We start from the raw sequence: 19,602 nt of genomic DNA on the forward strand, positions 1-19,602 counted from the left end.
GAGCAAAGCCCCGGGCCCGCTCGCCCTAGCGCGGCGAGGCCGGGCCCTTGACCGGCCCCAGACAGGGCGGGGCCGCCCCGCCCGGACCGGGAGCCGGCCGCGCTCAGACGGCGGCCGGTGCGGGCTCCTCGCCCTTCACCTCCGCCGCGGACACAGCGGTGGCCTCGGGCACGGGCCAGGTGTAGAGCACCACACCCTGCCGGTTGTCCCTCTCGAGACCGTTCTTCTCAACGAGCCTCTGCAGGGCGTTGCGGATGGTCTGAACCGACGTCGCCCGCTCGGGGTGCGCCTCTTCCAGCTCGCTCTGGATCTCGCTGACCTTCTTGGGCTCGCCGGGCTGCTTGGACAGGATGTCACTGAGAAGCCGGCCGAGGGTGGGGCTCGCCTGCGCGGTCGTTCCGGCCCCGGCCACCGCGGTCTTCTTGACGGCCGCCTTCTTCGCGGTCGCGGTCTTCTTGGCGGGGGACGCCACGGCCGTCTTGGCCGCGGTCTTCTTGGCGACCGGCTTCTTGGCCGCAGCCGCCTTCTTCACCGCAGCCGCGCCCGCTGCCACCTTCTCCGCCCTCGGCAGCGGCACGGCCGCCGCATCCGCGCCGTCACGGACCGGGGGAGTGCTGCTCGCGGGCCGGACAAGCGCCGGCACTGGCGCAGGCACCGGCACCGGCACCGGCACCGGCGTCGGCTCAGGACCGACGACCGACGGCGTGTCCGCCAGCGCCGCGGCGAGCCACTTCTCCTCGCCCTGGAGTTTGCCCAGGCGCGTGCTGAGGGTCGCCTGCTCGGCCTGGTTGGCTGCGAGGGCGGCAGCCAGATGCTCCGCGTACTCGGTCTGGATCGGGGTGTTGACCGGCTCGTTGGCCACGGCAGTCCACGCTCCTTCTGGAGGGATGTGTGTTGGAGCCGGATGTTACTCGCCGCGGGCCGCAGCCGGTTGCTGTATCGCACCACCTCATCCCGGGGCGGGCGGGCGCCCGTACCTGCCCGCGGCAACCCCATCCGGTCGGAGCCCGGCCGGCAACCCCCGCCTTCGGCACGGGAGAAGGCACACCGGCACACACCGGGAACCGCCGCAGCGGCTGCTCCTCGGAGCTCCGGAACGACACCGGTCGGCGACCAGTTCGAGTGAGGCCGTACTCTCGCTGACCATGACGTTTCAAAGACGGTGGTGGGGTGTGTCCTCCTGGACGGCATGGGCGAGGGGCGCTGTGGCGCCGTGGCACGAAGCAGCTCTCGACGATGCCCACCGCCTCATGTGGGAGGGCTCGTTCGAGGCGGCCGAGGCACGGGCGCGGGCCGTCGTTGCCGCTCGTGAGGGTGTGCGGGGGCGGGATCGGCGGCCATGGGCTGTCTGGGAGGGCAGGTACAACGCCGTTCAGGCGGCGGTCCTCCACGGGCGGGGGGCGGTGGTGCTGGCTGAACTCGAAGGCTTGATCGCCGGCCTGGAGCAGCTGTCCGGCGCGGGCCGGCTGCTGCTGCTGAGGGCCCGGGTGTACCGCGCGTGGGTGCTGATCGACGAGGGCCGGCCCGCTGAAGCGGAGGCCGAGGCCGAGGCCGTCCTGCGGGTGTTGACACGGACCATGTACTTGACCAATGTCTGGGAGCTAGAACTGATTGCTTTGGTGTGCATGGGCGATGTCCTGTGCGCGCTGGGCCGGCATGAGGAAGCGGAGACGATCGCCCGCGGGCATCTGCCGCGGGCCGAGGGGCACCTGGAGTTCGGTCTGCGTCTTCTGCTGCTTCGTAGCCTGCTGGGCCAGGGGCGTCATGAGGAGGCCCTGGCCGAGTCCGGCAGGGTGTACGCCGATCCGCTTCCTGCCGACGCCGGAGCGTACGAGCTCGCTACTGCCACGGCCCTGCACGGCCTGGGCCGCCACGACGAGGCGAAGGCAGAGGCCCAGCGGGCGATGACCGGATGCGAACGCTACCTCCATCCCCACCACCCACGGGTGGGCGAGGTCCAGGCGCTGCTCGCCCGCATGGCCTCCGCCTGACACGACCACCGCGCACCGATAGCCCCGCGTGAGCCTGGCGCCACCAGCCGTCCCGGGGGCCTTTACCGGGCCCATGCAGTTGCCTTACGGCGCGAGACTCCCGGGAACGGTGCTGCCCCGCTCCGAGCTATCCGGCGGTTGCCGACCGGGGCACGCCGATGCGCGCGTTCTCACCTCGCATGGCCTGCGGCCAGCGACTGTCGATGAGGCTCGCTGCGGATCGCCATTCGCCGCAGGCGTTCTCATCCTCTGGCAGCCACCAGTGCTCTCTCCCAGCGCATGCCCGTGGGCGGGTACGGGGGCCGTGAGACCTCGAACCACTCGCCGCCCACATGGGTCGACGCCCACATCGCTCGTCCGCACACGTCGCACTTCACGGGCGGATCCTCACATACGGGGTGTCGGTCAGACTCGTTCAACCAGGTGCACCCGTTCAACCAGGTACACCCGTTTGAGTCGCCGCTGGAGGAGGAGCTCATGCGACGGCCGTGCGAGACCGCTGGCCTGGGGCTGGTCCGCCGTACGAGCAGCGCCATCACGGCGACCAGCGGGGCGGAGGCGATCGGCGACCGGAGCGCGGCAGCCGGTGTCAGCAGCACTCATCCGGCACAGCGGTTCAAGGAGCTCATCGGCGTCACGCCGAAGCGGCTGGCCCGCACCTACCGCTTCACCGCCACCGTGTTCGCGATCAACCCCGCCGGACCGGTCGACTGGGGCGACCTCGCCGGTGGCGCAGGCTACTTCGACCACGCCCACGTCGGGCACGGGTTCCGGGCGTCCACCGGGCTCACGCCGCCCCGGTACGTCGAAGTCCGGCGGCGGTTCCTGTGCGAACGTCCCGGCCACGCGCCGGGCGGCTGGACACAGTTCACGACACGCTAATTTGGGGCACCCCAATGCAGAGGAGAGCCCCGTGGGCAAGGTGGTCATGTACAGCTCGGTGTCGGTGGACGGCTTCGTCGCGGACGAGAACGACCAGCCCGGACCGCTGTTCGATTGGTTGTCCAACGGTGACGTCCCCTTGGACGAGAGCGGCGAGCTGAAGGTGTCGCAGACGTCCTACGACTACACCCGGCCGTACTGGGACCAGATCGGAGTCACGATCGCCGGCCGCCGCGTCTTCGACCTGACGGACGGCTGGGACGGGAAGCCGCCGGCCGGGATCGACCACGTGGTCGTGGTGACGCACAGGCCGGAGCCCGAGGGTTGGGACCCCGAGGCGCCGTTCCACTTCGTCAACGGCGTCGAGGCAGCCGTGGCCAAGGCGCAGGAGCTTGCGGGTGACCGCATCGTCGAGGTCGCCGCTGGCGACGTCGGTGGCCAGGTGCTTGCCGCGGGCCTGATCGACGAGGTGCGCATGGACGTCGTACCCGTCGTGTTCGGGTCCGGCAAGCGCTACTTCGGGTCGGTCCACGCACAGCACCTGCTGGAGGATCCTGACGTGGTGATTCAGGGCGACCGGGTGCTTCACCTGCGCTATCGGGTGCGCCGTTGACCGATCTGAGCGGGTACTCGGTTGCACGAGTCTTGCCGCCACCCCCATACCCACGCCCAGGGGCCAGGCCGCACGGTGCTGCGTCTGGCCCGGGTACTTCGTACCGACCATCGGTTGGGCTTCTTGATCGCCCATCGGTAGCCCCGGCTGCGGCAGGCCGGGATGAGACGGCTGCGTGCCTCACGCCCGGCCTCGGCATAGGAGCGGGTGACGCTCCAAGCCGGGAAGGGATGCTGCGCACGCACCAGGTAGGACACGCGGTCTGCATCCAGGGCCGGACGGGCGGGCGCAGCCGTGCGGGCGAACTGACGGATGGTGGCCTGGTGAACCGCGAGGTAGACGCCCTTCGGCGTCCGCGAACTGAGGCCGGGTACGGAACCGTGTCCAGCAGTGTCGTGCCGAGGTAGGCGATCTCGTCGTCCCTGGCGAAGGTGATGACGCGGTAGATCACGTGGCGGGGCAGATTTCGGCCGTCCCCCCGCGGCTCGGAGCCGGACCTCCTTGCCCGGTCGCGCCTTGGATGGATACGAGCCGTCCGGTAGTTCTCCCAGGGCGGTGCCGAGGTGGTTGGGTTGGAGTCCGACCAGCAGATCCGCGCCCGCCATGGTGCATACGTGAGCGAACTCGACCGACCAGAAGCCGCGGTCAGCCGATGACCAGGGTCTCCGGGGTCGGCGGAGCCGGCCAGCGGGTAGGCGATGCTGCGCTCGCCATCGCGGTAACCGCCGAGGCGGGCATCCAGGACTCCATGCGTTCCGACCGGGTGCCGTCCAGGGCGAGGAGCCGCCCCCGCCACCACGCGCCAGGCAGCCCGGGGTCGCGAGCGGGCCAGCCACCTGACGGAACACGGTCTCCAGCACGTCGCCCCGAGGCGGGCACGAGCCCGGGACAACGACGACCGGTTCACCCGCGCGCCGGCCCGGCTGGCCGGGATGCCGCTGGTCAGCACCCTCAGCACCCTCAGCACCTCCTCGTACGACTCCCGGGCGAAGACACGGGGCCAGGACGAAGTACACGACCAGCCGCGCCGGCCGGAGTCGGCGTCGCCGCTCGGCTCGGTCGTGCTTGGCCATCGCCGGTCGACCAGCTCGGCGGTGACCACCTTCGTCAAGATCCCGATCCGCACCCGCTGGCCCGCACCCCACCCCGTCACGCGCGGGGCCAAGGATTTCCGCAGCTCCAGAGCAGCGCCCCCGCCGCGGACCCCACCGGGCAGCCTGTTGACGGATGCTCAAAGAGCCTGGTGGGAGGGGGTTTCCCGAAGGTTTCCCGTTTCCCGTTGCAGTGGGCGACCCGCGCCTCCTCGACAGGCAGGGGCGGCCGGGCACAGTCTCGGAAGTGCCCGACGGGCGGCCGGTCCGTGCTCCGTACGACGAGCACGCCGCGAACACCACGACGAACACAACGCCCCGCAGGACACCGCGTGGCACGGACAGGGGGACCAGACATGGCGATGCGGAGAACGGCGGTGGCGGCGGTGGCGGTGCTCACCCTCCTGACCACCTGGGGAGGGGCCCACCACACCACGGCGGCCGCAGCACCGAAGACAGCAAAGACGGCGGAGACAGCAAAGGCGGCGAAGGCGGCGAAGGCGGAGGAGGAGTGCGGCGTGCTCGCCACCGGGGCCTCCGCGGCGGCCGAGCAGGCCGTAGGAGCGGCGTGCGGACAGATCGGCGTCTGGTACACCTGGGGCGGCGGCCACGGGCAACAGCCGGGGCCGACCTACGGTCAGGTCGACCCGAGCGACCCGGACAGCGCACACGACCCGGAGCGCCTCGGCTTCGACTGCTCGGGACTGGTCCGCTACGCCTACCACCGCGCGGTCGGCGGCGACCCGCTCCCCGGCAACGCCTACCACCAGTTCCACTCACCGCACGTACAACAGCGGTTCACCGCCGCGCAAGGGACCGCCCCGCTGCTCCCGGGGGACCTCCTGGCCTGGGGTTCGGGGGGCTCCATCCACCACATCGCGATCTACCTGGGCGCGGGGAAGATGGTCGAGGCCCGGGAATCGGGCACCCGGATCACCGTCAGCGACGTACGGCTGGGCGGGGACTACGCGGGAGCGGTCCGCATCGCACCGGCCACGGCACCCGGCACGTTCAGCACCTGGGGCACGGACGTGTGGACCCACGAGGAACCGTCCACCGGCAGTCCGCGGGTACACCGCTTCCCCGGCCCGACCACCGTGCGCATCGAGTGCCAGAAGCACGCCCAATCGGTGACGGCGGAGGGCTACACCAACGACGCCTGGTCCTACCTGCCCGAGTACGGGGCGTGGATCACCAACATCTACATCAAGGGCGCCGCCTGGCTGGACGGCGTACCCACCTGCCCCTGAGCACGCCCCCCACCACCGATCACGCACCACCGATCACGCACCACCGTCACCCGGCTCCCGAGGGAGCCCTTCCGAGGAGGAAGCATGTACGCAGGCAGGAAGATCGCCCTGGGCTTCGCCACCGTCGCACTGGCGGGCGCCATGGCCACCGTGACCGGCCCCGCCCAGGCGACGTCCGCCACCGGGACGAGCGCGGCCGCCGAATGCGGCGTGCGCGCCGACGGCAAGCTGTGGTGCGGCAACCGGGTGGGCGCCAAGGGCTACGAGCACCGCCGCTACGATTCCGCGGTGCGGGGGCCGCTGAACACGAGCCCCAGCTGGTTCCAGTGCTGGGGCCGCGGCGACCAGCACGCCGGCGGCAACAACGTCTGGTACTGGACCCAGCTGGACAACGGCCAGTGGGGCAACGTCGCGGCCGTGGACGTCCACACCTCGGTCGACCCCGCCCCGGGCCTGCGCGAGTGCTGACACCTTGACGCCCGTGTCGCCACCTCCCCGCCAGGAGGCGGCGACACGCAGAGGGGGCCGACGGCACGGCCGTCGGCCCCCTCACTCACCGGCAGGGATCAGCAGGTCCCCGCCGGCCGCTCCCGGACCACCAGATCGGTGGAGCCGGTGGTCGCGTCCAGCCAGGCGACCTGACGGCCCGCGCCGGCCGCCGGGTAGCTCTGCTCACCGCGGTTGCAGGAGACCCGCTCACGACGGGAACCGTCGGTGGTCAGCTGCCACAGCTTGGGCAGCGACTCGTTGCGGTACCGCGTGTCGGGCGTCTGCGCGACCAGGGTCAGCGCGTCCTGCGAGACCGTCAGGTCGGAGGCCATGAAGGCGCCCGGCTTGTGCTCGCTGCTGACGATGTAGGTGCCGCGGCCGTCCAGGCCGGAGCTGATGACCGACGTCAGACCGCCGTCGCTCTCGTCGGTGTCCGCCAGCCAGAACACGTTCGTGCCGTTGATGCCGGTCTGGCCGAGGCTCACCGGCTCGTCGAGCTGTTCGGTCATCACGGCCTTGCCGGTGGCCAGGTCGACGACCTCCACGCCCAGCCGGTAGGAACCGTTCTGCGGGTACAGCTTCGCGTAAGCGATCTTGTTGTCGCTGATGGAAGGCAGCGCGGTCAGCGTGTTCCACTTCTTCCCGTCGGTGAAGACCGGGGCCTTGTCGGTGGGCCGCATGTAGCCGACGTGCCGGCCGCCGAAGACGTCGTACTCTTCGAACACGACCGTGTTCTTCTCCACCCGCAGACCCCCGACGCCCGTCGCCGAGCTGTACAGGGTCTTGATCGGGCCGCCCGCCACCGGACGGGTCAGGACGTCGACCGAGGTCGGGCCGTACGCCGTCCAGACCACGGTCTTGCCGTCGGTCGCCGGAGCGGTGTGGTAGCGGCCGTCGTTGGGGCTGATCACCTTCGGGGCGCCCTTGCCGTCCAGACGACCGGCATAGACCGAGTAGGGCTCGGAGCCGTCGTCATTGGACTTCGAGGCCGTCCACCAACCACCGCCGGCACCCACTCCGGAATCGGTGGTGTTCAGCTTCCCGAAGAGGGTGTCGGTGTCGATGCCCAGGGCCTGCTCCCAGTCCGGGACGATGCCGTGGGCGTTGAACGACCGCTTGACCGTGTTCTGCTGGGCGGAGGTCGCGCCCAGCGCCTTGGCCGCCGCGAGCACCGCGCCCCGCGCCTCGGTGAACCCGTCGAGCGGCGTCATGTACTCGGTCACGGCCTTGTACACGATCTTGTCGGCCAGGGCGCCGCCCAGGTCCTCGCGCATGTCCCACAGCGCGCCGGAGAAGATCGTCGAGTTCAGGTGCACGCCGCCGTTGTCGGTGGCGAACGACACGCCCAGGAAGCTCTTCGAGGTGGTGGCCCCGTCGTTGAGGTCGCGCAGGGCGCAGTCGGCGGCCGCCTTCGTGCGGCACAGGTTCTCGCCGATCAGGCCGGCGGTCGGATCGCTCATCGGCGTCCCGTTCGCGGTGACGTCGATCGCGTTGCCGAAGTAGTCGGCCAGGGCCTCGTTCAGGGCACCGGACTGGCCCGCGTAGACCAGGTTCGCCGTGTGCTCGATGACCCCGTGGGTCATCTCGTGGCCGACGACGTCCGTATCGGCCGACATCGGCTTGAACTCCGCGTCGCCGTTGCCGTAGACCATCTTGGTGCCGTCCCAGAACGCGTTGGCGTAGGGCAGGCCGTAGTACGTCACGCCGACCAGGGAGTTGACGGCCCCGCCGTTCCCGTCGAGGCTGTCGCGCCCGAAGTTCTTCTTGTAGAAGTCGTAGACCTGGCCCGCGTTCCAGTGGGCGTCCACGGCACCCGAATCCGTCGCCGCAGCGCCGAAAGCGGTGTTCGGGGAGGAGAACATGGTGATGCCGGAGGGCCACGTGCCCGAGGTCTCCGACACCGACTTGCCGCGCGCGTCCCACGTGGCCAGCAGGCTCTTGCTGGAGGAGCGCATGCGGCCCGCGTCCGCGAGCAGGTAGTTGCCGGCCGCCGGGTCGTAGGCGATGTCCAGCGAGGTCGCGGCGCCGCTCAGCCGGGCCCCGGACCCGGTCTCGGGGACCAGGTTCGACGGAGTGGCCGGCGGGCCGCCCGCCGTCGGGCCGTCGGCGGCCTCACCGGCCGTCCGGGCGGCGGGGGCCGCCATCGTCTTCAACGCGCTGTACTGGAGCGCCGGATAGCCCGAGCGGGCGTCCACGTACACCTCGTCCACGACCGGTGCCCCGGTGCCGGGCGCGGTACCCCGCACGGTGACGCGGTAGGCGAGGACACCGCCGCCCTTGGGCAGGACGACGAGCCCCTTGGCGTCACCGGTCATGCCGGTGGCCGCCGGATCACCGGACTCGGACTGCGGCGCCCGGTCCTTGTCGAGGGCAGCTCCCAGCCGGCGGACCGTGGCGGCCACCGCACGGCGGACCGCGACGTCCTCGCTGACCTGGGGGGTGACGTCGGTGCTCAAGGCGGTGAAGTAGTGCCCCGAGGTACCGGTGACCACGCGCTTGCCGTCCTGCTTCTGCATGCGCACGACGTACTGGCCGCCCAGGACCTCGACACCGCGGTGCTTCTGTTGCAGTCGGACCGTCTCGTCCTTGGACCCGGTGGCCGTCGCCGCCAGCGGGACGAGGTCGCTGCCCGCCCGCGGGATCTTGTAGCGGCTCTTGTTCGCGGCGAGGTGCTGCCGCGCCGCGTCCGCCGGGGCGGCCTTGGCGTCCACCGGCTCCCGTATGCCCTCGACGAGCACCGGGGTCGCGGTGTCCTGGCCGGGAACGGCGTTCGACGGGCCGTGGTCCGCGGCCCACGCCGGCGACGCCTGCAAGGTCATTGCGGCCGCCAACAGAACCGCTATTCCTCCGGCGGATCGGAGCTCTTTCCGCCATATCCGTCGTGCGGCGGGGGTTGGTGCCGACGAACCTGCGCTGTACTTGGGCAAGGGGTCTCCTCAACCATGAGTGCCTGGTGCGTTGCTGTGAGTCGCTGCCATGCAAGCGCCGCGGGCGGCTCCCGACCAGCCCCGAGCCCCCCTCAGAAGTGGCCATGCACACTTGTGGGGGCTGTGTGAAGGCGGTCAAAATCCCCCGCATGATCGAAACCGACCCGCACGACCGGACTCCGGCCCGCACGCAGGACGACAGCAGGCCGGTGATCCACACGGCCGCCGACCCGGCCGCCGTACTGCACGTACTCATCCAGCGCCGACAGGCCCTCCTGCACCAGGAGTCGGCCGACCTGAAGTCCCTGCGCTCCTACGCCGACCGGCTGGCCCACCGGCTGCCCCCACAACCGGCGAGAACCCCCGGACCCCCGGCCGGCATCGAGATCCTCACCGGCACCGAAGCGGCCGGAGCCCGCCTCGACACCATGCTCGAAGCCGCCGAGACGGAGGTCCTGATCCTCGACCGCGCCACGCGGACGCCCGGGCCGCCCGGCAGCACCAGCGAGCCCAGCAACATCGGGGAGGCCGGCGCGGACCGCATCCGCCGCCTGCTGGCGCGCGGCATCGCCGTACGGACCGTCACCGACCGGCGCGGCACCGACTTCCCCGACCGGGCACAGGAGCTGATCGCCCTCACCGGACTCGGCCTCCAGGCCCGCATCGGCCAGAGCCTGCCCACCGCCCTGGTCCTCGTAGACCGGCGCACCTGCCTGCTACCCCCACCGCCCGGCGACGACGAAGGAGGCGACGGAGCGGCCCTGGTGATCGGCGACCGCCTGCTGCACCGGGCCGCCCTGCCGCTGTTCGAATCCCTGTGGGTGCGCGCCACCCCCCTCGGCAACCCCGGCGGCCCCCTCACCGCGGACCAACGGGAACTCCTCGGGCTGCTCGCCTCCGGACTGAAGGACGAAACCATCGCGCGCCGGCTCGGCGTGCACGTGCACACAGCCCGCCGGCGGATCACCCGCATGCTGGAGGAACTCGACGCCGGCACCCGCTTCCAAGCCGGCGTTCAGGCCGCCATCCGCGGCTGGCTCCCCCCGCACCCCGCCCCGGCCGGCGAGCACGTCACCACGTCCAGCGGCCCCGGGCCCACCGCGATGGCGAACGGCTGACCCACAAGGACGCGAACGGGCCGGCCCGGTAGCGCTGCGCGCACGTACGAGCGGTTGCCATACTGCTACGGCCCGCACTCCGCCGCCGGGCCAGCCCCCGTCAGGACGGAGCACGCATGCCTCCTTCGGCCACTCTCATAGAGCCCTTCACAGAACGACTGCACGCCTTCGTCACCAACCCCCGGGCCCGCACGGACCTCCAGTGCTACTTCGGGATCGGCCAGCCCTCCGGCACACCTACGTACACCGGCAGACGGTTCGAGCACCTCGCGGGTGGGGGAGACCGCCCGGACATCGCCGACCGGATCACCGCGGAGGACCTCGTCGCAGTGCACACCCTGTCGGTGACCGTTCCGGCGCCCGTCGCACTGGACATCCTGGAAGGCCCTCTCGGAGCGCGGCTGTCCGATCTGCTACGGGCCGTTCCCCGCGGCATCGACATGGCCGATGCCGCAGCCACCGTCCTGTCCCACGGCTCACCGGCGGACCAGGCCTGGAACGCCCTCCTCGACCAGACCGATGTCGGCTGGGTGATCGCGGGCAAACTCCTCGCCCGGAAGCGTCCGCAACTGCTGCCGGTCTACGACAAGGTCGTGCGCTGCGCTCTGGGGCGCCCGCACCCCTCGTACTGGCTCGCGCTGCATGCCGCACTGCGCGCGGACGACCACGCCCTGCACCACCAGTTGCTCGAGCTGCGCACAGCGGCGGGGGTGGCGGAGACGGTCAGTGCGCTGCGGGTGTGCGACGTGGTGGTGTGGATGGGTCACCGGGCGGAGGGCCACGCCTGCCCCCGCTGACCCGGCTACGCCCCCCGGATGCATCCAACCGGACGCGGGCGCTCCCGAGCACCCGTTAGGGCGTCAGGTGGTGTCCGCACCCGTGGTAGACGGGGGCCACGGGGTCCAGCCAACAGCGCGACGGGGGAGCAAGCATGGCGTCCGAACACCTCGTGTTCGATCACGAACAGGTCCGCATACACGGATTCGAGCTGTACGAGGGGACCGCGACCGCCCTCGACGTGCGCACGGTGATCGCGGGGATGCCGCACGACGTCAAGGACGGGCTCCGCGTCCACGAGGTGTCCTTCGGCCGCTCCCATCAGGCCCACGGCGGCCCGGGTGACGATGTGCCCGAGCTGCTGACCCGGCTGCGTGCCACGGACACCGACGCGTCCGAGTCGGCCCTGGAACAGCTCGCGTCGCTGCCGACCCGGCAGCGCACCACCGGTCGAGCACGATCCGGGTCGCCAACGCGGTGGCACGACAGTAGCACGGGGGATTCGGAACGCGCACGACCTTGCTCCGAGTGGCCGAGCAGAGCTGGTCGTGCGACTGCAGCGGCTACGCCACGGACCCTCCGTACCCGGCTGGCGACCGAGCAGAACCCCGCGGTCCGCGCCAGCCTCGTCCTGGCCGTGGCCGAACTCGCCGCCCCGAACGCCGACCTCCGCGTCGCCCCATGGGCCCGTACCCCCTGGACCGAACCCGCACGGCCCCCAGAGGTCCCCGTGTCCGCCGCGCTCGCCTGGCCCTGCACCCTCGCCCAGATGCTGACGGTGCGAAACCGGGTGTCGTCGATCCCTGGGACGACCTCTCGGACGACCTGTGGGCCTGACACCCGACGCCAGCGGGTTGTCAGTGCTGTCCGGCAGGGTGGGCACGTGACGAATCGAGACGAGGAACGTGGCACCCCCCTCCGGGCCGGGCTGCCTCCGGCGGCCAGAGAGCTACTCGTGGCAACCGCATGGGACGCCTTGCAGCATGCGTACGGGAGCGCTGAGGACACTCCGTCGTACTTGTGCCAACTCCTGGACGAGGATCCCGAGGTGCAGGCCGAGGCGCTGGGAATGCTCGACATGTCCGTGCTGCATCAGGGGTCCCTGTACAGCTCCACCCTGCCGGCCGCACGGTTCGTGGCAGCGATCCTGACGCACCCCCAGACGTTCGCCGAGCACGAGAGCTTCTTCCCCTGGGACGACCGGACCCGGCCCCTGCGGGCCGCACTGCTCGACTGGCTCGGCCAGATCGTCGACTCTGCCTCCTACGGCGAGGCTCCGGGCGGCGAGGGCGAGTACGGGGATGAGTACGGGGATGAGCACGACGGCGACGGCGACGGCGAGCTCGATGACGAGCTCGAAGCGATCCGCGCGTGCCGGAGCATTCGACCCGAGCTCTACGATGCGGTCGAACCGATCCTCGACGATCCGCATCCGGACACCCGAGAGGCCGCCCTCGCAACGGTCACCCTGCTTCTGAAGGCACCGGACCTCGCGGAGTTCGTCCCCCGCGCCGCCCAACGCCTGCGGAGCGTTCTCGAAGCAGACGGCAGCCGCCGAGAACGCGCGTCCGCGCTCCTGGCGATGGGCGCCTGGGGCCAGGACACCACCGGCTTCCTCAACGACCCTGATCCGGCCGTGCGGGCGTGCGCCGCTCTGGCCCCCGGATGCGCGCACCTGACCCGCGCCACCGCCGTCCTGCTCGAAGCCCTGCAGAACCCGGCCGAGGTAGACCAGTGGTTTCCCGACCCCCTCCCTCAGGTCGACGGATGGTTCCGCTTCACCCTCCTGAAGGCCGTCCTCGACCGCGTCGACGCCTTCGAGGACCTGGCTCCGGCGGCAGCGGCCCTGATACCGCTCGCCAGCGACTACACCGTCGACTGCGACTGGGGCCCGCTGCTCGTCAAAGCGTTCCCCAACGGCCATGGCCCCGGCCAGCCGCTGACGGTGGCGCAACGGGAGCTCCTGCAAGCCGTCACCGCCAATGAAGAATGCTGGGGCAACATGGGCAACAAGATCCGCTGGCTCAGGGAGGCCGGCCTGCCGGAGCAGCGCGACGCCATCCGGGCCGTGCTCTGATCACACGGCCGTCGCCTGATCGGTTCGGGTCGACTCGAAGCCCGCGGGAGGGTTCAATGCCGAGATGGTCAACTGGGCACAGATGTACGACTGGCGATCTGAGGTCGATCGCGTTCCCGAGCTCCTGGATCGAGTGGAACGTACGAACGATGCCGCAGCGTGGACGGAGCTGGGACAGCGGCTGGTCCTGGAGCGTGATCTCGTATCCCTCGCAGGCATCGCCGCCTTGCCCCGGCTGATGCTCCTCGCGTCGGGGAGCGCGGAAGCCCGACACCTGGCCGGAGAAGTCATGGAGCGCGCGGCAGGGCACCACGGCGGTGACGAGCTCTTGGCTGACGGTGCCCGGGCGATCGCCGAGTTCGGCGCACTCCTGGACCGGCACTTGCAGTCGCGGCCGGTCGACTACCTGGTGACCTTCCGCGCGCTGCTCGCGGTCGAGGAGCAATACCACTGGGCCAGCGTCCTGGGAGACTTCACGGACGACTTCTTCGACCTGGCCTGCCCTCACTGCGCGGTGGAGGTGATCATCGCCATCGGTGACTACGGGCGCTACTCGGCGGTTCGGGACTGGAACCTGGGCGACGTGGATCGGCGTGATCTACGGCCGGCGGCGGTCGAGGAGCTCTCGGGCGTCGGCCGATGGATGCGCGAGACCGCCGTCCGTGACGGGCAGGGGGTACTCGCCGACGGAATCGCCCATCTCTTCGGCAAGGCCGAGTGTCCGAGATGTGCCAGCGTCTTCACCGTCTCGGACGAGTACGAGGCCGCCAACCGGCCGGTCCTGCGGTAGGGCTGCGCGTTCATCACCGGCTCCGGTCTCGTGCCCGCTCTCGGCGGGTGTGAACCGAACAACCGCGCGAGGTTAATTTCAAGGATAATGAGAGCGGGAATCCAGGGTTAAGGGATGCTATTTTCGGTGTATGCCAACCGAGGATGAACTGTTCGCGGCCGTGGATGCCCTGCTGACGGGTGAGCCCGAGATGCCTCCGCCGGCGGAGCGGGCCCGGCTGCGCGAAGCGGCCGGCATCACGCAGGCCCGACTCGCCCAGGTCCTGCAGTCGACGACCCAGTCGGTGAAGAACTGGGAAGCGGGCCGGTCCGAACCGAGGCCACCGCGCCGTCAGGCATATCAGCGGCTGCTGGACGGCTGGGCCGCCCAGCACCCCGCCAGCCCGAGCACGCCGGTGCCCGCGACACCGTCCGCGGGGCCCGTACCGGCCGCCGCCCCCGTACCGGCCGCCGCTCCGGTATCGTCCGCCCCGTCAGCCGCGCCCACCCGTCCTGACGTTGCCGAGTCCGCGGTCCGTCCGGAGGTCACCTCGCGGCGCCCCGCCACGAAGAAGGCCACCAGGCCCGCCACCACTGCCCCCACCAGCCGTGCCTCCGCCACCCCCACCGATCCCCGTTTCCCCCACGGCCCGCTCGGCGTCCTCGACGGTGACGGCAGCGCGTACGGCATCGACGGGATCGTGCTGGACTGCCCCGCCACCACCATCACGGAGTTGGTGGAGTGGACGTTGAAGGAGTCCGGACTCGGCGCCCCGCGCCTGAACCGCAACGGCAAGGACTCCGACCCACTGATCGTGCTCACCGCCTCCGCCGCCGTGAAGCTCGGACTCCCGGAACGCCTGGAGGGCCGCGAGGAGCGCCGCTCGCTGCGCCTGGCGGAGGACCACCCGGTCGTGAAGCAGATCGGCGCGGCGAAGTGGCAGCTCACGCAGCGCGGTTTCGGCCCGTGGGCGCGCGTCTACCGCAAGGCCGAAGGCAGCGCACGGCAGTGCGTGCAGCTCGCGGTCCTGTCCTGGGACGCCCTCGATGCCCGGGCCTGGCCCGGCGTCGCCGCCATGGACCCCGCCGACATCGCCCGGGTCCTCGGCGTCTACGCGCAGCGGGTCATCACCCCGCGCGGTTCCACCGCTGTGTCCGGGCTGGAACTGATGACCGCGCTGCGTCCGCCCACGCGCGCCGTGCAGGAGAACGGGACCTGGGTGTCGGGCTACAACCCCGGCAGCCTCGGGTCGGAGCCGGTGGACCCGGCCCCGCCGGAGGCCCTCGCCGAACACCCCGTCGTCGTCCGGTCGGGCTGGAGCGGGGGTTTCCTGAACGAGGAGGCCTACCAGTGGGTCCGCGACCCCGCCCTGCTCTGCGACACCGAGTGCCTGCTGCCGTACGCGGTCGGGCTGGACCTGAACACCGCCTTCCTCGCCGCGTCCGCCCGCCTGATGGTGGGCCTGTCCGCCCCCGACCACTTCCACCGGCCGGTGTTCAACAAGAAGATCCCCGGCTCCTGGCTGGCCGACCTCTCCCACATCGAGCTCGACCCCCGCCTGCCCTCCCCGTTCACCCCGGACGGCACCCGGCCGACGGGACCTGCCTGGTACCAGACCCACACCCTCGCCTACGCCAAGGAACTCGGCCACGACGTCCACCCCATCGAGGCCTACCTGCGCCGGGAGACCGGCGCCTATCTGGACCCGTGGCACGACCGCCTCAAGACCGCGTACGTGGACACCCTCGCCGACCTCGGCGTCACCGCCGATCTCACCGACGCCGAATACCTCGCCGCGATGGAGGTCCACCAGCAGACCGACCGGGCCATGGCCGCCGTCCTCTCGGCGATCAAGGCCACGGTCAAGGGCGGCATCGGCAAGCTCCGCGAACGCCCCCAGGGCCGTACCTACCGCGACGGCGATCCGTGGCCCGCCATGCAACGCCCGACCTGGCGACCCGACATCCGCGCCGCCGTCATCTCCAAGGCCCGCGTCAACATGCACCGCAAGCTGGGCAACATGGTGAAGCTGACCGGCCTGTACCCCCTTGCGGTCCTCTCCGACTGCGTCGTCTACCCCTCGCCCGGCCCCTCGCCGCTGGACTTCCTCCCGTACGCCGCCTCGGGCAAGCCGATCATGGGCGGCTTCCGCCTCGGCCCCACCCCCGGCCTGGCCAAACTCGAAGGCGTCCAGGAAATGTCCTGGGCGGTCGACCTGATGGAGAAGGGCCTCAACCCCGCCCGCCACATCAAGGGCGGCGACGCCGTCCTCGACGACGGCGAATAGGACCGGGCCCGTGACCTCCAGCAACGGCGTCGCCACAGTCCACGCCCGACAGACCGCTCAAGCTGCATGACCTGGACCCCTGTTAAGGAGCTGAACCGCTGTGGGAGAGATCGATGACGCCATCGTTCGCGCCGACCAGGAGGCCTTCACCAAAGCCCCGCCCAAGACCTTGAAGGGCAGGATCAACTTCCTGGTCAGACAGCTGAAGTCGACCAAGGCCGTCGCCGCGGAGCTCGGGGTCAGCCAGCGGTCGGTGGAGCGCTACCGCAAGGGCGACCGCAAGACCCCGCCCCAGCGCGTCGCGGACCGCATCGACACAGCTGTACGCGCCCGCTGGCAGCCCGTGGTGCGCGGCCGCCGCCGCAAGCAGGCGGCAGCCAGCACCGGGATCACGGTCGAGACGCGGGCCCGGTTCGGCTACACCGCACCCGTAGGCACCACCGACGACGGCCGGGTGCGCCGCCTCACCGTCCACCTCCCCGCCGCCTACGCCCAGCGCCTCTTCGACGCCCGCGCCCAGGGAGCCGACGACCGCGCGCTGCGGGCGATCGTTGCCGAGGGACTCCAGGAGATCTACTTCAAGGACGGCGGAACCCGAGCCGAACAGCTCCGGGTCGAGTTCACCGACATCGACTACTTCGACGTCTCCTTCTGACCCCCGCCGCGGGGGCAGGACCGGTCGCCGTCACGCGTCTCCGGCCCCTGGCATGCTGGGGCAACCGTGATCAGCAACGGTCAGGAGAAGATGATGGGCACGTGGGGGACCGGACCGTTCGACAGCGATATCGCAGGTGACTTCACCGATCGGCTCCGCGGGCTCCCTCCGCAACGGCTCGTCAGTGCGCTTGAGGAGGCACTCCGACGAGTCGCCGATTCCGGTCCTCGTGTCGATGGCGGAGACGGCGCCGAGGCGGTAGCTGCCGCCGCCCTGGTAGCCGCTCAGATTCCAGGCAGTGACCTTGTGATCGACCCCGACGACAGGCCGGACGAACCACTTCCGGGCGTGCCGGACGCACTGCGCGGCCTCGCGAGCGAAGCACTGCACCGAGTCCTCGAAGAGGGGTCCGAGTTGGCGAGCGGCTGGGTGGACACCAACGAGGCGGACCAATGGAGCCGAGGAGTGCGGTCCATCCTCCGTGCGCTCGGCTGACGACGTTCAACTCGGTACCCGGCGTGACTGCTTCACGGAACCTGATCCAGAACCTGGTCCAGAATCTGAGCCAGACCCGAGTCATGACGGTACTGCCGACGGCCCTGCCTGCCCGAGCCCTGGCAGCCTCAAGTGTTGTTCCAAAGGCGTACGAGCGCCGAGCGTATTGCTACTCCAGCAGCTTTCACCGGGTGCAGTAGCTTGCCAAACACCCCCTGGGAACGACCAGCTGCCGCGCCGTGCAGGACAACCGGAGGATCGCCCATGCCCCGAGAGGCGCCGTACCTCGCAGTGGCCGACGTGCTGCGCGCACGGATTCTCGCGGGGGAGTGGGAGATCGGGGAGCGCCTGCCGTCCCGGAGGCGACTCGCCATCGAGTACGGGGTCGGACGCAACGTCATGCAGAGGGCCATGGACCGTTTGATCACCGACGGCCTCCTCGAAGGACGTGCCGGATCGGGCACCTACGTCCGCATGCCGCGAGAGCGCCTCCGGTTGGTCCGCTCGCGACACCACGAACGCAGGGACGGCTCCCGCCCCTGGCCGGACAGGAAGGAGCGGGGCAGGGCCGACGCCTGGGATGCACACAGCCAGGTGCGCGTCCCCGCCCCCGAGGCAATCGCCGAGCGGCTTGCCATCAGCCCAGGGAACCTTTGCGTCAACACGCACTACGAGTTCCTCGCCGACGGGCAACCCGTCCAGCTTTCCGCATCCTGGGAGCCGATGGCCATCACGGACGGAACACCGATCGTGCTGCCCGAGATGGGCCCCCTGGCGGGAAGGGAGTGGTTGAGCGCATGCGCTCCATCGGCGTGGTCATCTCCACCGTGGTCGAAGTGCCACGCCCGGCCCGTGCCACCCAAGTGCAGGCGAATCTCCTGGGGATCAGCGTGGGGGACCTCGTGCTCCAGATCGAGCGGACCATCTTCGACACGGACGGACGTCCGGTCGAAACGGCCGACATGGTCATTCCGGACGCGCGTCGCGAAGTGGTCTACGAATTCGGAGTCGACCGCCCGTAGCCGTTGAAGGCATCGGAGAGACGTCACACATTCGACAGTAGGGCACTGGAATGTCAACACCCTCCCGGATCGACCTCTTGCACGATCGGGACTTCGGACGATTATTCGCCGCCACTGCGCTCGGTCAACTGGGCGACCGCATCATCTTCCTGGCCCTGCCGCTGGTTGCCATCGCGGCATTGCACACCGACGCGCTCCAGGTCGGAGCACTGACCGCGGTGACCACGGCAGGATCGCTCCTGGTCGGGCGCGGCAACCTCGTGGAAGGAAACTCGAAGCTGTCGGCAATGCGCTCGGCGGCCAGTATCAGCGGGCCGGCGTTGGCCGGGCCACTGGTCGGCCTGGCAGGACCCCCTGCAACGCTGTTGATGAGTTCGGCGGGGATGGCCATGTCGGGGTTGCTCGCGCTCACCATCCGGAAACGCGAACAGAAGCCGGAGCCGAGTGAGAGCCCTCAATTGGGTCGAGAAATCAAGGAGGGGCTGAAGTTCCTCGTCAAGCATCCCGTCCTGCGTGCAACCGTGTTGGGGGATGCGATATTCAACCTCTTCCTGGTCATGTATCAAACCATGTTGCTGGTCTTTCTGGAGCGGGAGATAGGACTCCGCCCCTCCGGCATCGGCCTCGTTCTGTCGGGAATGGGTTGCGGTGCCTTGCTGGGTGCACTGTTGGCAACCAGGGCCTCGAAGCGGGTCGGGCACGGTCCGGTCATCTGGCTCGCGCCACTCGCCACCTGTCCGTTGACCGTCCTCATGCCGGTCGCGCGCACGGGTTGGAGCGTGTACGTGGCTGCGCTCGGACTCGCGGCCCTTTCGCTGGGCGGGGTCGTTCGTGTGGTGGCTCAATCGAGCGTCCAGCAGGCCCTGACGCCAGATCGACTCCTGGCCCGGACGGGCGCAACGGCCCGGTTCGTCGCCTGCGGCGGCATCCCCCTGGGCGGGCTTTTGGGCGGGGCCTCGGGCTCTGTGTTCGGGGCGACAGCCACCCTGTGGATCGGTGCAGCCGGTATGACGCTGAGCGTCCTTCCGAACTTCCTGTCACCGCTTCGAACGCTTCGAACACTACCCACGGGCAAGGCCCCCGAGTTCGCACGCTGAGGCACAAGCCCCATCGGCCTCCTCGACCCGCTCAGCAGGGCCGCCGCCGCCACCTTCTTTCC

15 protein-coding genes and 1 pseudogene are annotated in these 19,602 nt (G+C 70.5%); 14 read left to right on the forward strand and 2 right to left on the reverse strand.

Annotated elements, in window-relative coordinates; genetic code table 11:
• Window positions 1-103: 103 nt before the first annotated feature.
• A complete protein-coding gene (locus tag OG594_RS22330; RefSeq protein ID WP_266601703.1) occupies window positions 104-862 on the reverse strand; it encodes a hypothetical protein in 759 nt (252 codons plus the stop codon).
• Window positions 863-1,406: 544 nt separating this feature from the next.
• Here OG594_RS22330 and OG594_RS22335 point away from each other — a divergent pair.
• From OG594_RS22335 to OG594_RS22355, 5 genes are all read left to right on the forward strand, one after another.
• On the forward strand, window positions 1,407-1,991 hold the full coding sequence (locus tag OG594_RS22335; RefSeq protein ID WP_266601705.1) for a tetratricopeptide repeat protein: 585 nt from the start codon (window positions 1,407-1,409) through the stop codon (window positions 1,989-1,991).
• A gap of 477 nt (window positions 1,992-2,468) precedes the next feature.
• A complete protein-coding gene (locus tag OG594_RS22340) occupies window positions 2,469-2,873 on the forward strand; it encodes a helix-turn-helix domain-containing protein (protein ID WP_266601707.1) in 405 nt (134 codons plus the stop codon).
• Between the two features lie 31 nt (window positions 2,874-2,904).
• Window positions 2,905-3,486: a dihydrofolate reductase family protein gene (locus OG594_RS22345; protein WP_266601709.1), complete on the forward strand. Its 582-nt coding sequence runs from the start codon at window positions 2,905-2,907 to the stop codon at window positions 3,484-3,486.
• Between the two features lie 1,447 nt (window positions 3,487-4,933).
• Window positions 4,934-5,827 carry a C40 family peptidase gene (locus OG594_RS22350; RefSeq protein ID WP_266601711.1) on the forward strand — a complete coding sequence of 298 codons (894 nt, stop codon included), beginning with the start codon at window positions 4,934-4,936 and terminating at the stop codon, window positions 5,825-5,827.
• A gap of 84 nt (window positions 5,828-5,911) precedes the next feature.
• On the forward strand, window positions 5,912-6,295 hold the full coding sequence (locus OG594_RS22355) for a hypothetical protein (RefSeq protein ID WP_266601713.1): 384 nt from the start codon (window positions 5,912-5,914) through the stop codon (window positions 6,293-6,295).
• A 98-nt stretch (window positions 6,296-6,393) separates the two neighbouring features.
• Here the strand turns inward: OG594_RS22355 and OG594_RS22360 are convergent, their stop codons facing one another.
• The gene (locus OG594_RS22360) at window positions 6,394-9,135 is read right to left on the reverse strand and encodes a M4 family metallopeptidase (RefSeq protein WP_266601715.1); all 2,742 of its coding nucleotides are present in this window, start codon (window positions 9,133-9,135) and stop codon (window positions 6,394-6,396) included.
• A gap of 257 nt (window positions 9,136-9,392) precedes the next feature.
• Here OG594_RS22360 and OG594_RS22365 point away from each other — a divergent pair, with 257 nt between their 5' ends.
• The 9 genes and pseudogenes from OG594_RS22365 (at window position 9,393) to OG594_RS22405 (ending at window position 19,540) form a co-directional block, all read left to right on the forward strand.
• Window positions 9,393-10,361, forward strand: coding sequence for a helix-turn-helix transcriptional regulator (locus OG594_RS22365; protein ID WP_266601717.1), 969 nt, complete (start codon window positions 9,393-9,395; stop codon window positions 10,359-10,361).
• A 116-nt stretch (window positions 10,362-10,477) separates the two neighbouring features.
• The gene (locus tag OG594_RS22370; RefSeq protein ID WP_266601719.1) at window positions 10,478-11,158 is read left to right on the forward strand and encodes a DUF6308 family protein; all 681 of its coding nucleotides are present in this window, start codon (window positions 10,478-10,480) and stop codon (window positions 11,156-11,158) included.
• Window positions 11,159-12,093: 935 nt separating this feature from the next.
• Complete coding sequence (locus tag OG594_RS22375; protein ID WP_266601721.1) at window positions 12,094-13,215, forward strand: HEAT repeat domain-containing protein; 1,122 nt, start codon at window positions 12,094-12,096, stop codon at window positions 13,213-13,215.
• A 133-nt stretch (window positions 13,216-13,348) separates the two neighbouring features.
• Window positions 13,349-14,005, forward strand: a complete 657-nt coding sequence (locus OG594_RS22380) for a hypothetical protein (protein WP_266601723.1) — start codon at window positions 13,349-13,351, stop codon at window positions 14,003-14,005.
• A 130-nt stretch (window positions 14,006-14,135) separates the two neighbouring features.
• Window positions 14,136-16,271 (forward strand): DNA-binding transcriptional regulator, encoded by a 2,136-nt coding sequence (locus OG594_RS22385; protein ID WP_266601725.1) that lies wholly within the window; start codon window positions 14,136-14,138, stop codon window positions 16,269-16,271.
• 100 nt (window positions 16,272-16,371) lie between these two features.
• Window positions 16,372-16,926, forward strand: coding sequence for an XRE family transcriptional regulator (locus OG594_RS22390; protein ID WP_266601727.1), 555 nt, complete (start codon window positions 16,372-16,374; stop codon window positions 16,924-16,926).
• A 66-nt stretch (window positions 16,927-16,992) separates the two neighbouring features.
• Window positions 16,993-17,421 (forward strand): DUF4259 domain-containing protein, encoded by a 429-nt coding sequence (locus OG594_RS22395; RefSeq protein WP_266601729.1) that lies wholly within the window; start codon window positions 16,993-16,995, stop codon window positions 17,419-17,421.
• A gap of 264 nt (window positions 17,422-17,685) precedes the next feature.
• Window positions 17,686-18,443: pseudogene (locus tag OG594_RS22400) on the forward strand (GntR family transcriptional regulator).
• Between the two features lie 50 nt (window positions 18,444-18,493).
• Window positions 18,494-19,540: an MFS transporter gene (locus OG594_RS22405; protein ID WP_266601731.1), complete on the forward strand. Its 1,047-nt coding sequence runs from the start codon at window positions 18,494-18,496 to the stop codon at window positions 19,538-19,540.
• The last annotated feature ends 62 nt before the right edge of the window (window positions 19,541-19,602 follow it).

This window comes from Streptomyces sp. NBC_01214, from assembly GCF_026340975.1.
Classification (GTDB): Bacteria; Actinomycetota; Actinomycetes; order Streptomycetales; family Streptomycetaceae; genus Streptomyces.